The organism is Dactylosporangium sp. NPDC000555 (assembly GCF_040300025.1).
Classification (GTDB): Bacteria; Actinomycetota; Actinomycetes; order Mycobacteriales; family Micromonosporaceae; genus Dactylosporangium.
The window spans coordinates 1-13,480 of sequence record NZ_JBEPDB010000051.1 but is presented as its reverse complement, the minus strand read 5'-3'; the positions used below and the strand labels follow the sequence as shown (position 1 = coordinate 13,480).

The following is a 13,480-nucleotide window of genomic DNA, read 5'->3' as shown; positions in this document are numbered from 1 at the left end:
TGGCGGATGATCACGTTAAGTTAGGCCCTGGCCTGTTCGGCAGTCCGCCGTCCACCCCGGACGGCGCCGGGCAAGCGCCGCCGAATCGAACTCGGCGCCACCCGATCACCTTTGGGTGCGCGCATCGAACCGGGGACCCACAAACATTCGTGTGGGGTGAATCCGCAACGTCGCGGTAGGGCGTCCTTCTAGCCCGAACCCGTCAGCTAACCCGGTAGGCGGTCGGTGAAGAAGGGTCTTTCCTTGTCCACTGGACACCGTGCCGGTCGGTCACTGCTGCGAACCTTGTTCATCGGGCTCGTGTCACTCACCGTGCTGGCGCCAGCGGCGGTCGCACACGCCGAACCCACGCTCGCTGAGATCGAGGCCCAGCTCGACAAGTCGAACAAGGATCTCGAGGCGACCATCGAGGCGTGGAACAAGATCAATATCGATCTCGCGGCCTCCCAGACCAAGGCGACCGAGCTGCAGACGAAGCTCAAGCCGCTCGAGGACAACATGGCTGCCGCCAACGCCAGCGTCGAGGGCGTGGCGATCGCCGCGTTCAAGACGTCGGGCAACCTTCGCAGCCTCTCCATCATGCTCAACGCGACGTCGTCGGACTCGCTGATGGACAAGCTGTCGCTGCTGCAGCAGTTCACGCGGCAGCAGCAGAAGGAGATCGACGACTACAAGGCCGCCAAGTCGAAGGTCGACGACGAGAAGAAGCAGCTCGACCAGACCATCGCGGCGCAGAACACGCAGAAGGCCGACCTCGAGAACCAGCGCAAGAAGATCGAGGGCGACGTCAAGAAGCTCGAGGCCCTGCAGAAGAAGGCGGTCGCCGCCGGCAGCACGAAGGTCAATCCGCCGAAGATGGACCCGGGCAACCTGCCCGCGGTCTCCGGCAGCGCCGGCGCCGTCGTGAGCTTCGCGCAGGCCCAGCTCGGCAAGCCCTACAAGTGGGGCGCGGCGGGCCCGAGCAGCTGGGACTGCTCCGGCCTGACGATGGGGGCGTGGAAGGCCGCGGGCGTGACCTTGCCGCACAACGCGGCCAGCCAGTGGAACACCGTGGCGCACATCCCGCGGTCCTCGCTGGCCCCGGGCGACCTGGTGTTCTACAACGGACTCGGGCACGTCGGGATCTTCGTCGGCAACAACACGATCATCCATGCACCACACACGGGCGACGTCGTCAGATACGCGAAGGTCGACATCGACAGCATCTACGGATTCGGCCGCGTCAAGACCTGACCCGGCGACGAGGGGCCGCGGATCGCATCGATCCGCGGCCCTTCATCATTGGGACATGGCCTCGTGGGACCCGCAGCAGTACAACCGCTTCGCCGAGGAGCGGGCCCGGCCGTTCCGGGAACTCGTGGCCCGGATCCCGACCACCGGCGCGGTCGCGGTCGTGCACCTCGGCTGCGGGCCCGGGACGATGACCGCCACGCTCGCCGAGCGCTGGCCGGACGCCGCGATCCTCGGCATCGACTCCTCGCCGCAGATGATCGCCGCAGCCACCGAGCTGCAGACTCCGCAGCTGCGCTTCCGGCTCGGCGACGCCGGGCAGTGGCGCCCGCAGCGCGGCTCCGTCGACGTGATCGTGGCCAACGCCTCGTTGCAGTGGGTCGACGACCACGAGGCGCTGCTGCCGGCCTGGGCCGCCGGGCTGGACGACGGCGGGACGCTCGCCTTCCAGGTGCCGATCACCACGCACGACCCCGGGTTCGGACGGGTCGCGAGCCGGCCGCGCTGGGCACCGCTGCTCGCCGGCGCGCTGGAGGCCACCGGGCCGCGCTCGGCCACGCCCGTGCTCGAGGCAGCGGAGTACGTACGGCTACTCAGCGTGACGGGCCTCACGGTCGACGCCTGGGAGACGACCTACTACCACGTGCTACCGGGCGACGACCCGGTGTTCGAGTGGTTCAGGGGCACCGGCCTGCGGCCCTACCTCGACGCGCTGTCACCGGAGGACGCCGAGGCGTTCGCCGCGGAGGTCCGGGAGGAGCTGCGGGTGCGGTACCCCCGGGAGCCGTTCGGCACGATCCTGCCCTTCCCACGGCTGTTCGTCGTCGGACATCGTGCCTGACCGCGTCGGGTGGTTTACATCGCGCGTTGACCGGTGTCCCTACGCTGGCGCGCGTGAGTAAAACTGCGAAGATCATAATTTTCAGCCTGATCGGCGTCGTCGTCCTGTGTTGCGGCGGCGGCGGGGCCGGGCTCTTCTTCATCATCAACTCGGCCACCAAGGAACCGAAGGCCGCGGCCGGGAACTTCCTGACCGCGCTGGAGGCCGGCAACGACGAGGGGGCGTACGCGCTGCTGTGCCGCACCGCACAGACGAACTACGGCCCCGAGGAGTTCGCCTCGATCGTCAAGAAGAACGTGCCGGCCTCGCACGACTTCAGCTGGGGCGGCTCGTACAGCAACGAGAGCGGCGTCGAGACCGCCTCGATCACGGCAAACATCACGTACAAGAGCGGCGGCAAGGGCGACCACAAGTTCGCGATGCGCAAGGAGAACGGCGCCTGGAAGGTATGTGGCGATCCGTACTGACGACCGGCACCGGCACAACGAAAAGCCCCGGGTCGCCTCGACCCGGGGCTTCTGGCAGTTCAGGGGTTACGCCGCCTGCAGGCCCTCGGCGCGGGCCAGCTCACGCAGCCGGCCGAGCGCCTGGATCTCCAGCTGGCGGATCCGCTCGCGGGAGAGCGAGAACCGCGTCGCGACCTCGGTCAGCGAGTGCTCCCGCCCGTCCTCGAGGCCGTAACGGGCCCGCATGATGCCGGCCGAACGGTCGTCGAGGTGGTTGAGCAGGCCCTCGATCCGCTGCCGCTCAAGGGCGGCCAGCACCACGTCCTCCGGCGACGGGGCGTCGGAGTCGGCGACGAGGTCACCCAGGTTGGTGTCGCCGTCGTCACCCACGGGAGTGTCGAGCGAGACGGTGTCCTGCGACCAGCGCATAAGCTCGTGCACCCGCTCGACGGGCACCCCGAGCGCGGTGGCCAGCTGCTCCGGCTCCGGCTCGTTGCCCAGCTCGCGGGTCAGCTGACGCGCGACGTTGCGCATCCGGTTGACGTCCTCGACGAGGTGCACCGGGAGCCGGACCGTGCGCTCCTGCTGCGCGATCGCCCGGCTGATCGCCTGGCGGATCCACCACGTCGCATAGGTCGAGAACTTGTAGCCACGGACATAGTCGAACTTCTCGACGGCCCGCACCAGGCCGGTGTTGCCCTCCTGGATCAGGTCGAGCATCGGCATGCCGGACCGCACGTAGCGGCGGGCGATCGACACCACGAGCCGCAGGTTGGCCCGGATGAACCGGTCCTTCGCCCGCTCGCCCTCGGCCACCAAGCGGTGCAGCTCCGCGGCGGTCACGCCGTCGGGGACCTCGTCGCTGTCCAGCAGGTGCTCCGCGTATAGCCCAGCCTCGACCGCCTTGGACAGCTCGACCTCAGAAGCGGCGTCGAGCAGCGGCGTGCGGGAGATCTCATGCAGGTACACGCCGACCAGGTCGCGCTCCTCGGCACCTGAGTCGGGTCGCATCTCCACTTTCACGTTCTCCACTTCGGGCCCCTCCCCGCTCCATCCTTCGCCTTCCCCGTTTCACCCTGCTAAAACGGGTGCCCCCCGGGGTATGCCCCCCACACAACAGTCAAAGCGCGTTCCGAATTCCGCCCTCAGGGGCGATTCGGTGACGGCCCCTGAGAGTTGCACCACTTACCTAGACGCTCGGGAGGCTGCTCCGGTTCGCTTCGGTTGCAACAAGTGATACGTGGTGTTCCTGCCCGTCAGACGCCTGAATTCGCTGTGAGTTCCCTGGGAACGCCGGTGCTTGGGGCGCCCGACGCAGCTCGGGCACGGTTCTCCATCGGCAGCTGTCGGCCCTGCGACAGCCTTTTGCGCAAGCTCACCACCACCTACTACCCGGCGAGCCATTCCTGCAACAACTCGGCCTCTTCGTGGATACCCAGCCCGTTGGGCGTATCGATGTGTGATCTGTCACGAATTGCGCCGAGGGTGTCCCGGACGGTCTCCGCCAGGGGCCGGATGCGCAGGCCGGCGGCGATCGAGGCGGTCACGTCGCGGTCCATGAACCCGGCGTACTGCGGAAGGGGGAGCCAGAAGGGCAGCGACCGCTGCCCGCTCCACGGCGCCACCCCGCGCTCGAGCAGGAACTCCTGGGTGACCCAGGTGGGCGCCTGCGGGACCCCGGCGCCCTCGGCGAGCGCCTGGTGGAACTCCCGCCTGGTCATGGGCGCGCCGATGCCGTCGAACGCGCCGGTCAGCCCGGCGCCGGCGGCGGCCAGAATCCAGTCGGCCAGGTCGCGCACGTCGACGAGCTGGACCGCATCGTCCGGCCCGCCCGGCGCGAGCACCTCGCCGCCCCTGGCCGCCCGGCGCACCCAGTACTCGAACCGGCCGGTCGGGTCCTCCGGCCCGACGATCATCCCGGCGCGCAGGACGAACGTCCGACCGGCGCCGAAGCCGCCGGCGGCGAGCCGCTCGCAGGCGACCTTGCACCGCCCGTACGACTCGGCGTCGGCGCGCGGGTCGGCGTCGTAGCCGGGCGGCAGCAGCGGCGCGGACGTGGCGACCTGGTGCGGCGTGGCGGTGTCGGCGTACGCCGATCCGCTGGACACGAACGTGTAGTGCCCGGCTCGGCCGGCGAGCGCGGCGACCGCGTGCCGGACGTGGTGCGGGTGCCGGGCGACGTCGACGACCGCGTCGAACTCGCCGGCCACGGCGGCCAGGCCGCCGGGATCGTCCCGGTCCACCCGGACGAAACGAGCGCCTTCAACCGGTTCACCCGACTCGCCCCGGGCGACGCAGACGACGTCATGGCCGCAGGCGAGTGCTTGGCGCACCACCGCGCGCCCGAGGAACACGGTTCCACCGAGTACCAGCATCTTCATCGACCGATGATTCACGCTCGCCGGGAGCCGGCACAGCCCGTTTCGCGCGCAGCGGATCCGCCCAGGACGAAACGCGCACGGGCTCGGGCGCCCCGGCCGCCGCGTCCATAGTGGACGACTGCGCGGCCCGGCCCATAGGCCGTTGCGATGAACCCTCTCCTTAACCCGCAGGACACCAATCCGACCCCAAGTCGTGCTCGCGCGCGATCGATGCCTTCGGAAGGATGACGACCGACGCATGTGTCCCCCCAAAAGGAGAGATCATGGCTCAGCCCCGCGCCCGCGGCTGGCGTGTCGCGCAGCACCTCGCGGTGCCCGCGCTCGCCGTCGCCGTTGTCGCACTGCTGCCCTTGGCCAAGAGTGGCTCCGCCCCCGGAACCGACCGGTGGACGCCGCTCACCCCGGCCAAGGTGGCATTCACCCAGAAGACCGGGCCGACCACCACCGCACAACTGCTCGGCTTCAACGACTTCCACGGCAACATCGACCCGCCGACCGGCAGCGGCGGTCTCATCAACGGCGTGCCCGCGGGCGGCTCCGAGTACCTCAGCACGTACCTCACCCAGCTGCGCGGCGCCGCGAAGAAGGCCGGCGTGCACGACAGCGACACGGTCGTCGCCGGCGACAACATCGGCGCCTCGCCGCTGGTGAGCGCCGCGTTCCACGACGAGCCGGCGATCGAGGTCCTCAACGCGATGGGCGTCGGCATCGCGGCCGTCGGCAACCACGAGTTCGACGAGGGCGTGACCGAGCTCTACCGCATGCAGTTCGGCGGTTGCCACCCGACCGACGGCTGCCAGGACGGCGACGGGTTCTCCGGGGCGAAGTTCTCCTACCTCGCCGCCAACGTGACGAACAGGTCGACCGGCCTGCCGATCCTGCTGCCGTTCACGATCCGCTTCTACGAGAACGTGCCGGTCGCCTACGTCGGCATGACGCTCGAGGCCACCCCGGGCATCGTCAACCCGGCCGGCATCAAGAACGTCGAGTTCCACGACGAGGTCGAGACGGCCAACAAGTACGCGACGGTCCTCAGCTGGCTCGGCATCAAGTCCATGGTGCTGGTGATCCACGAGGGCGGCCTGCAGAGCAGCCCGCCCGCGCCGCTGGACCCGTCGGGCTGCGCCAACTTCGCCGGGCCGATCACCGACATCGTCAAGGGCCTCGACCCGGCGTACGGCGTCGTGGTCTCCGGTCACACGCACCGCTTCTACACCTGCGAGCTGCCCAACTCCTCGGGCGCCAACTCGCTCGTGACCAGCGCCGGCACGGCCGGCACCCTGGTGACCGACATCCGCGTCACGCTGGACAAGAAGACGCGCAAGTTCGTCGACGCGTCGGCCAGCAACGTGATCGTCGCCAACGGCGTGAAGAACCCCGACGGGACCTACCAGAGGGACGCGGCCGGCAATCCGGTGCGCAACCCCGCCCTGGTCGACCCGAAGGTCAAGAAGATCGCCGACAAGTACCGCGCCGCGGTCGCCCCGCTGGCCAACAAGGTCATCGGCAGCATCACGGCCGACATCACCACCACCACGTCGGCCGCCGGTGAGTCCCCGTTGGGCGACGTGATCGCCGACGCGCAGCTCGCGTACACCAAGTCGGCCGGCGCGCAGATCGCGTTCATGAACCCGGGCGGCATCCGGGCGTCGCTGGTGTACGCCAACTCCCCCGGCGGCGAGGCCCCGGGCCAGGTCACGTACGGCGAGGCGTTCACCGTCCAGCCGTTCAACAACCTGGTCGTCACGCAGTCGTTCACCGGCGCGCAGCTCAAGGACGTCCTCGAACAGCAGTTCGTGGGCTTCCAGGGCCAGACCGTGCAGCGCATGCTGCAGGTCTCGGCCGGCTTCACGTACACCTACAGCGCCTCCGCGCCGGTCGGGTCCAAGGTCAGCGACATCAAGCTCAACGGCGTCGCCCTCGACCCGGCGGCCACCTACCTGGTGACCACGAACGACTTTCTCGCCAACGGCGGTGACGGCTTCCTGACCCTCGCGAAGGGGACGGGCCGGGTCACCGCGCCGGGCTTCGACGTCGACGCCCTGATCGCCCACCTCGCGACCGGCCCCATCGCGCCGGGCACCGCGGACCGCTACACGAAGGTCGCCTGATCCAACGCGGCGTGGGCGGGCGGCCTGGGTTTTCTCGCCGCCCGCCCACACGTATGCTCGCATCGCTGGTAGCCGACTAGGTCGAGGAGTGTTGATCTGTGGACCGTCCAAGCTGGGCCCCGGCAGAAGTCGACCTCGACCGGCCGAGCGTGGCCCGCGTCTATGACTACTACCTCGGCGGCTCACACAACTTCGCCGCCGACCGCGCGTTCGGCGAGCAGGTGCTCAGCGCGATGCCGGCCGTCGCCACGCTCGCCCGCAGCAACCGCGCGTTCCTGCGCCGCTCGGTCCGTGAGCTGGCCCGCCAGGGCATCCGGCAGTTCCTCGACCTCGGCTCCGGCATCCCGACCGTCGGCAACGTGCACGAGGTGATCACCGACGCCGGCATCGGCGACGCCAGCGTCGTCTACGTCGACCACGACCCGGTCGCCGTCGCGCACAGCCGGGCCATCCTCGCCGACACGCCCGGCACCGCCGTCGTCTCCGGCGACCTGCGCGACCCGGCCGGCGTGCTGGCCCAGCAGAAGGTGCAGGACCTGATCGACTTCTCCCGGCCGGTCGCCTTCCTGCTCGTCGCCGTGCTGCACTTCGTGCCCGACGAGCTGCGCCCCGCCGACATCGTCGCCGGATACGCCGCCGCCGGGGCGCCGGGCAGCCACATCGTGCTGTCGCACGCCGGCCTCGACCGACCACTCACCCCGGCCGAGGAAGACGCCTACCAGATGTATCGCAAGTCCCCCACCCCGCTGATCCTGCGCTCGAAGGAGCAGGTCACGGCGCTGCTGGGCGATCTGACCCTGCTCGAGCCCGGCGTCGTGGCCACGCACGCCTGGCGGCCGGACGGCGACGAGGAGCCACCGGCCGACGGCAACTCGATCGGAAGCGCGGCCGTGGCGCGCAAGGATTAGCGCCCACCGACCATGACCGCCATCAGCCCCACGCCAACGTCGTGGGACCGCCCGCACCGCGCCGCTGAACGTCTGGCGCGCGCCTGGTCACTGGCCATCGCCGGGACCAGTTACGTGTCGATGAACGGCGTCGAGGTCCAGGACTTCCTGACCAGCCTCGCCACCCGGCTCATCCACGCGCTGACCGCCGAGGTCTTCGACCCCGCCGACGTGCGCGAGATCGGCTCGACGCTGGTCGCCGCCCACTTCACCGAGCCCACCACGCTGGAGCGCACCCTCACGGTGCTCGCCGAGCAGTTCGGCAACGCCCCCGTCAAGCGGGTCGCGCGGGTCCAGGGGGCGCTGGCCTCGGGCTACGCGCTCGCGCTGCGCGACCGGGTGCTCGAAGAGCAGGAGGAGATCCGCACCGCGGCGCTGTGGGCCCGCGCCCGCGCCGAGGAGGGGCGCCGGGTCAGCGAGGCGCGGTTTCAGGCGATCTTCGCCGGTGCGGCGATCGGGATGAGCGTGAGCACCGTCGACGGCCAGGTCGTCGAGGTCAACCAGGCGCTGTGCGACATGCTCGGGTACACCGCCGACGAGCTGCGCTCCATGGCCTTCGAGGACTTCATCCTGCCGGAGGACCCGCCCATCGCGGTCGGGATGTTCGCGGAGCTGATGGAGGGCGGGCGCGACCAGTTCCGCATCGAGAAGCCCTACGTCCGCAAGGACGGCCACCACGTCTGGACCGACCTGGTCGCCTCGGTCATCCACGACGAGGACGGCCGCCCGCGCTGGTTGGTCGCCATGGTCGAGGACATCACCGAGCGGCACCTGCTGCAGGAGCGCCTGCGCCACCAGGCGCTACACGACCCGCTGACCCAGCTGCCCAACCGCACGCTGTTCTTCGAGCGGCTCAACGAGCTGATCGACACCGCCACCGAAGGTGACGCCTCCCGGGTCGGCGTGTGCTACCTCGACGTCGACGGATTCAAGGTCATCAACGACACGCTCGGCCATGACGTCGGCGACCAGCTCCTGCAGACCGTGGCCCGCCGCCTGGACCGTTCGATCGGCGTCGACCGCCAGCTGGTCGCGCGCATGGGCGGCGACGAGTTCGTGGTGCTCGTCGAGGAGTGCGGCGGCATCGAGGACGTGGTCGCGGTCGCCGAGAAGGCACTCGACACCGTCCGGGCGCCGGTCCACGTCGGCGGGCACGAGATCAGCATCTCGGCCAGCATCGGGGTGGTCGAGCAGCCGTTGCGCGGCACCAGCACCGGCGAGCTCATGAAGGCCGCGGACACCACGCTCTACTGGGCCAAGGCCGACGGCCGCAACCGCCTGGCCCTCTTCGACGCCGAACGGCACGCGCGCGAGGTGACCCGCTACGAGCTGTCGGCGAGCATGCCGGCCGCGCTCGAGCGGCGGGAGTTCTTCGTGGAGTACCAGCCGCTGGTCCGCCTCAGCGACGGCGTCACCACCGGCGTCGAGGCCCTGGTCCGGTGGCGGCACCCGCGCTTCGGCGTGCTCGGCCCGGACTCGTTCATCGGCATGGCGGAGGAGACCGGGCTCATCGTGCCCCTGGGTCGCTGGGTGCTGCAAGAGGCGTGCCGGCAGGCGGCCGAGTGGCGGCGCGCGGTCCAGGACCGGGCGCCCGTCATGAGCGTGAATCTGGCGGTACGGCAGATGCGGGACCGCACCATCGTCCGCGATGTGCACACGATCCTCGAGCAGACCGGCCTGCCGCCGTCGGGCCTGCAGCTGGAGCTCACGGAGAGCGCCATCATGGGCACGGGCGGCGACCCGATCGAGGCGCTGAACGCCCTGGCCGCGCTGGGCCCGCGCATCGCCATCGACGACTTCGGCACCGGCTACTCGAACTTCGCGTACCTGCGCAATCTGCCCGTCCACAGCCTGAAGCTGGCCGGCTCGTTCGTGGCGGGTCTGCGCCCACCGGAGCGCCCGGACCCGGTCGACCAGGAGATCGTGGCGGCGGTGATCGGCCTGGCGCACACGCTGAAGCTGAGCGTGACGGCGGAGGGCGTGGAGACCGCCGAACAGGCGACGCGACTGCAGGAGCTGGGCTGCGACACGGCTCAGGGCTGGTACTACGCGAGTCCCGGCCCGGCATCCGCCATCAAGCTCTGACCAGCTACTGCGCCGCGTATGGGTTGATTTCCTCGTGCATGTCCGACATGAACTGCGACCACATGTCGTTCTCGTCCGGGTCGGCGCCGACCAGGTCGTAGTGGCCGTCCAGGAACTCCGTGTCAAGCTGCCACTCCGGGACGTCCAGCTCCTGCCCGTCGAGCCGCAGGGGCTCCTCGTGCTGGTCGGCCTCCGCCACATCGCCAAGGTCGTGCGCGCCCGTGGCGTCGTGGCTGCCGTCCGAGAAGTCGTGCTGGTCGTAGTGGTGGTTGTCGGCGAGGAGATGGTCGACTCCGCCGTCGTGGTCGACGTGGAGATCGTGCTCCATGCCCCAGCCCAGGTCAAAGTCGCCCATAAACCCGCTCCCGGTTCCCTCAGGTCCCTCTCATGAGGTACCTCTAGAACGGTAGGTGCCGATCCGAGCGCCCTGATCCCCGATACGTGCCACTCACCTCGAAACGGCTATCGCGTCCGCCTGTCGAGCCAGCCGTCGCCGTTGACGTCCTCGTAGCGGGCGTCCATGACCCCGTCATGGTTGGTGTCGACCTCGGCGGAGTCGATCAGGCCGTCCCGGTTGGTGTCGTGACCGACGAACTCGGGACGTCCGTCGCCGTCCGTGTCCACCACGATGTCGACGCCGCCGTCGGCGCGGTTGACATACGTGTGCTGGTCCCAGCGCCCGTCGCCGTCCCAGTCCACGCGCGTGTGGTAGCCGTCGGTCGGCGCCGCGCCGGGCACCTGCGCGTGCTCGGCGTGCTGTGCGAACCCCGCGAGGCCCGCGCCGATCCCGGCGCCGTGACCCGCCGCGCCGGCCTGCTCACCGGCCTGCCCCAACCCGGCCTGCCCGCCGGCGTGCTGCCCGATGTCACCCAGCCCGGCGCCGATGCCGCCGTGGCCGCCCGGCGCCGCGTGCTCCCCGAGCCCCGCCAGGTCCCCGGCCAGGCCCCCCGCCACGCCACCGGCCGCGCCGCCCGAGCCGCCCTCGGCCCCCAGTCCGGCGAGCCCCGCGGCCACGCCCTGGCCGCCCGGCGGCTGTTGCGGGGTGCCGCCGGCGTACGTGCTCGACTGGTATACCGTGCCAGACGAGCGGACCTCGCTGTGATACTCGGTGTGCGACTCGACGTGACTCTCCGTGTGCACCTCTTCGAGGCCCGCGGAGGCGTGCCGACCGCCCCGCCCGATGTCCTCCAGCTGCCGGCCGATCGACCCGGAGCCGTGGTCGGCCGGCTCGACCGCCGCGTGCCGCCCGCCGTGCTGCTGCTCGACGAGATCATGCATGTGATGCCCCACCGCGGCGCCACCACCGCTCGGCGCGTGGCCGGCGAGCCCGTGCGCGCTCACGCCGCCGCCGTGACCCTGCAGCACGTCGCCCAGGCCCGAGCCGATCGAGGAGAACACCCCGAACATGCTGGCCTTGCTGGTGCGCTGCTCGACGTGGGTCTGCCCGCCGGCATCGCCGACCTGGGACCGCAGGACGTCCAGCTCGTCGGGGGTCAGCCGGTATTCGGCCAGGGCCCCCGCAGGGTCCGCCGCCAGCCGCGCCTTGAAGGCCGGGTCACTGAGCAGGCGCTCCAGCACCTCGTCGAAGTCTGACATCCCACTTCCCCCCATTCTGAGCGGATTTTCGGTATCTCGACCGGTCAGTCGAGCTCAGGCATCGGGATCGGCTGCGGCCGCGGCCGGCAGGTCCCGCACTGCACCGCGTCCTCGACGACGAGCCCCTCGGCCCTGCCGCGGCTCTGCGAACGGTGCACCTCCAGCAGGTAGGGGCCGAACTTCGCGTGGTCCTCGCACAGCCCACGGCCGCAGAACCGGCACGACCCCCGCGCCGCCTTTGCGCAGAACCAACAAAGCACGTTCTTCTCCTAGTCAGCGAAGGATGGTGCATTGGTTGATGGCCACAGAGGCGCTGGCAGCCTTCGACACGTTGCCCGCGGCATCGGCGATCACCACGGTAATCGTGATGGTGTCCTGCGGACCCTCCCCCGGGAACGATCCGAGCGTGGCCGACCACTTTCCGTTGCCGCCGGAATACTGCAGCGCCTGCGTGGATCTCCCGAGCGTGTACGTCAGCGACCGGATGGTGAGGCCCGCAGTGCCGGCGTCATCCGAGCCGGCGATCGTCACACTCGACGTGGTCGGCGTCGATGGCGGCTGCGCACCAATCCAGCAGGGCCTTCCGCCATACGTCCGGTAGATGCTGCTCGGTGCGGCACGGACCGCGACGGTGGGTGCGGTCGTATCGGGCGGCGGCGCGGTGGTCGTGGTCGGGGGCGCGCCGGTGGTCGTCGTGGGGCCCGCGGTGGTCGTCGTGGGGCCGGCGGTCGTCCTCGTCGGGGTCGGGGCCTTTGTCGTCTTCGTCGGGGTAGCCCCGGGCGTCTCGGAGGCCGAGGGCGACGGTGAAGGCGAGGGCGACTCGGACGGGGAATCGCTCGGGCTCGGGGACTCCGACGGGGTGTCGGCCGGGGACGCGGTCACCGCCGGGGTGCCGACGGGCTTCGGCAGGGCCACGCCGTCGCCGCAGCTCAGGTCGGTCCGGTTGGACGGCTCGACGACCGTGCCGTCCAGCTTGACCACGCCTCGGCCGACCTCCGGGTCGTCGCCGGCCGACAGGGCGAAGCGCGCCGCGCCCTCGTTCGTGACGGTGCCGATGGCGAGGCGCAGCGGCTTGAACGCGGTCGTCGTGCTCGTCGTGTCGACCAGCAGGCGGCCCCCGTCGAGGGTCAGGGCGGCGACCGGCTCGATCGGCGTCTGCCGGCCGCTGAACAGGTCGCCGACCCGCACATCGGCGCCGGCGCAGAGGACCGTCGCGCTGCCGCCGCGGAAGGTCAGGGTCACGGTCGACCGGGCGTCGACGCGGACGGAGTCGCCGTGTTGGACGTACACCTTGGAATCGCGCGTCATGGGGCGCTCGACGCCGTTGATCCGCACGGTCGCGCCGCCGCGCATGACGGTGGCCAGGGCGCTGTCGGTCGGCATCTCGGCCCACACCGGGCCGGTGAACAGGTTGGCGCCGGTCAGCAACAGCGCGAACAACAGCAGCAGGACCAGCAGCCACCACAGCTTGCGCTCGAAGCCGCGGTCCACGCTGTCGTCGGCGGGGGGTGGCGGACCGGGCGGCGCGGCGAGCGGCGGGTAGGTCGACGCCGGATGCGCGCCCGACATCGGGCGGCGGCCGCCGCCAGGGATCGTGGCGGCCTGGCGGCCGAGCAGGAGCGGCAGGCCGGCGACCGCGGGCAGCAGCCAGGCGCGGGCCGGCGTGCGGGCGGTGGCGACCTGGCCGGGCGAGCCGTCGCCGAAGGGGCCGATCATCGCCCCGCGGTGCAGCTCGACGCCGTCGGGCAGCCGCAGGCTGCCCGACAAGACGACCACCGCGTCGGCGCCCGTGCGCCGCACGACCGGCGGGCCCGGGCCGAGGTGCATGGGTCGGGCGCGGGTG

At 70.8% G+C, this 13,480-nt stretch carries 11 protein-coding genes, 1 pseudogene and 1 riboswitch; of the genes and pseudogenes, 6 read left to right on the top strand and 6 right to left on the bottom strand.

Features of this window, described 5'->3' with window-relative positions; translation table 11 throughout:
• Positions 1–88 precede the first annotated feature (88 nt).
• Positions 89–236: riboswitch (cyclic di-AMP (ydaO/yuaA leader) on the top strand.
• A 64-nt stretch (positions 237–300) separates the two neighbouring features.
• Genes ABT297_RS26855 through ABT297_RS26845 form a run of 3 tightly spaced genes read left to right on the top strand, consistent with a single transcriptional unit; the run spans position 301 to position 2,538 of the window.
• Positions 301–1,233 carry a C40 family peptidase gene (locus ABT297_RS26855; RefSeq protein ID WP_350554483.1) on the top strand — a complete coding sequence of 311 codons (933 nt, stop codon included), beginning with the start codon at positions 301–303 and terminating at the stop codon, positions 1,231–1,233.
• A 55-nt stretch (positions 1,234–1,288) separates the two neighbouring features.
• Positions 1,289–2,071 carry a methyltransferase domain-containing protein gene (locus ABT297_RS26850; RefSeq protein ID WP_350554482.1) on the top strand — a complete coding sequence of 261 codons (783 nt, stop codon included), beginning with the start codon at positions 1,289–1,291 and terminating at the stop codon, positions 2,069–2,071.
• 53 nt (positions 2,072–2,124) lie between these two features.
• Positions 2,125–2,538 (top strand): Rv0361 family membrane protein, encoded by a 414-nt coding sequence (locus tag ABT297_RS26845; RefSeq protein ID WP_350554480.1) that lies wholly within the window; start codon positions 2,125–2,127, stop codon positions 2,536–2,538.
• Between the two features lie 66 nt (positions 2,539–2,604).
• On the opposite strand, the gene ABT297_RS26840 is transcribed toward ABT297_RS26845, so the two are convergent.
• Together ABT297_RS26840 and ABT297_RS26835 are read right to left on the bottom strand one after the other, a co-directional pair.
• Positions 2,605–3,528 (bottom strand): sigma-70 family RNA polymerase sigma factor, encoded by a 924-nt coding sequence (locus tag ABT297_RS26840; protein WP_350554580.1) that lies wholly within the window; start codon positions 3,526–3,528, stop codon positions 2,605–2,607.
• Between the two features lie 377 nt (positions 3,529–3,905).
• On the bottom strand, positions 3,906–4,898 hold the full coding sequence (locus ABT297_RS26835) for an NAD-dependent epimerase/dehydratase family protein (protein ID WP_350554478.1): 993 nt from the start codon (positions 4,896–4,898) through the stop codon (positions 3,906–3,908).
• Positions 4,899–5,161: 263 nt separating this feature from the next.
• Between ABT297_RS26835 and ABT297_RS26830 the strand changes: the two genes are divergently transcribed.
• From ABT297_RS26830 to ABT297_RS26820, 3 genes are all read left to right on the top strand, one after another.
• Positions 5,162–7,009, top strand: coding sequence for a bifunctional metallophosphatase/5'-nucleotidase (locus ABT297_RS26830; RefSeq protein WP_350554476.1), 1,848 nt, complete (start codon positions 5,162–5,164; stop codon positions 7,007–7,009).
• 98 nt (positions 7,010–7,107) lie between these two features.
• Positions 7,108–7,917, top strand: a complete 810-nt coding sequence (locus tag ABT297_RS26825) for an SAM-dependent methyltransferase (protein ID WP_350554474.1) — start codon at positions 7,108–7,110, stop codon at positions 7,915–7,917.
• Positions 7,918–7,929: 12 nt separating this feature from the next.
• Positions 7,930–10,041, top strand: coding sequence for a putative bifunctional diguanylate cyclase/phosphodiesterase (locus ABT297_RS26820; RefSeq protein ID WP_350554472.1), 2,112 nt, complete (start codon positions 7,930–7,932; stop codon positions 10,039–10,041).
• A 4-nt stretch (positions 10,042–10,045) separates the two neighbouring features.
• Here the strand turns inward: ABT297_RS26820 and ABT297_RS26815 are convergent, their stop codons facing one another.
• The 4 genes and pseudogenes from ABT297_RS26815 to ABT297_RS26800 all read right to left on the bottom strand — a co-directional run.
• Positions 10,046–10,396, bottom strand: coding sequence for a hypothetical protein (locus ABT297_RS26815; protein WP_350554470.1), 351 nt, complete (start codon positions 10,394–10,396; stop codon positions 10,046–10,048).
• 107 nt (positions 10,397–10,503) lie between these two features.
• Positions 10,504–11,637 carry a hypothetical protein gene (locus ABT297_RS26810; RefSeq protein ID WP_350554468.1) on the bottom strand — a complete coding sequence of 378 codons (1,134 nt, stop codon included), beginning with the start codon at positions 11,635–11,637 and terminating at the stop codon, positions 10,504–10,506.
• A 44-nt stretch (positions 11,638–11,681) separates the two neighbouring features.
• Positions 11,682–11,897, bottom strand: a complete 216-nt coding sequence (locus tag ABT297_RS26805; protein ID WP_344613228.1) for a hypothetical protein — start codon at positions 11,895–11,897, stop codon at positions 11,682–11,684.
• Between the two features lie 13 nt (positions 11,898–11,910).
• Positions 11,911–13,480, bottom strand: a pseudogene (locus ABT297_RS26800) (hypothetical protein); the annotation flags it as partial.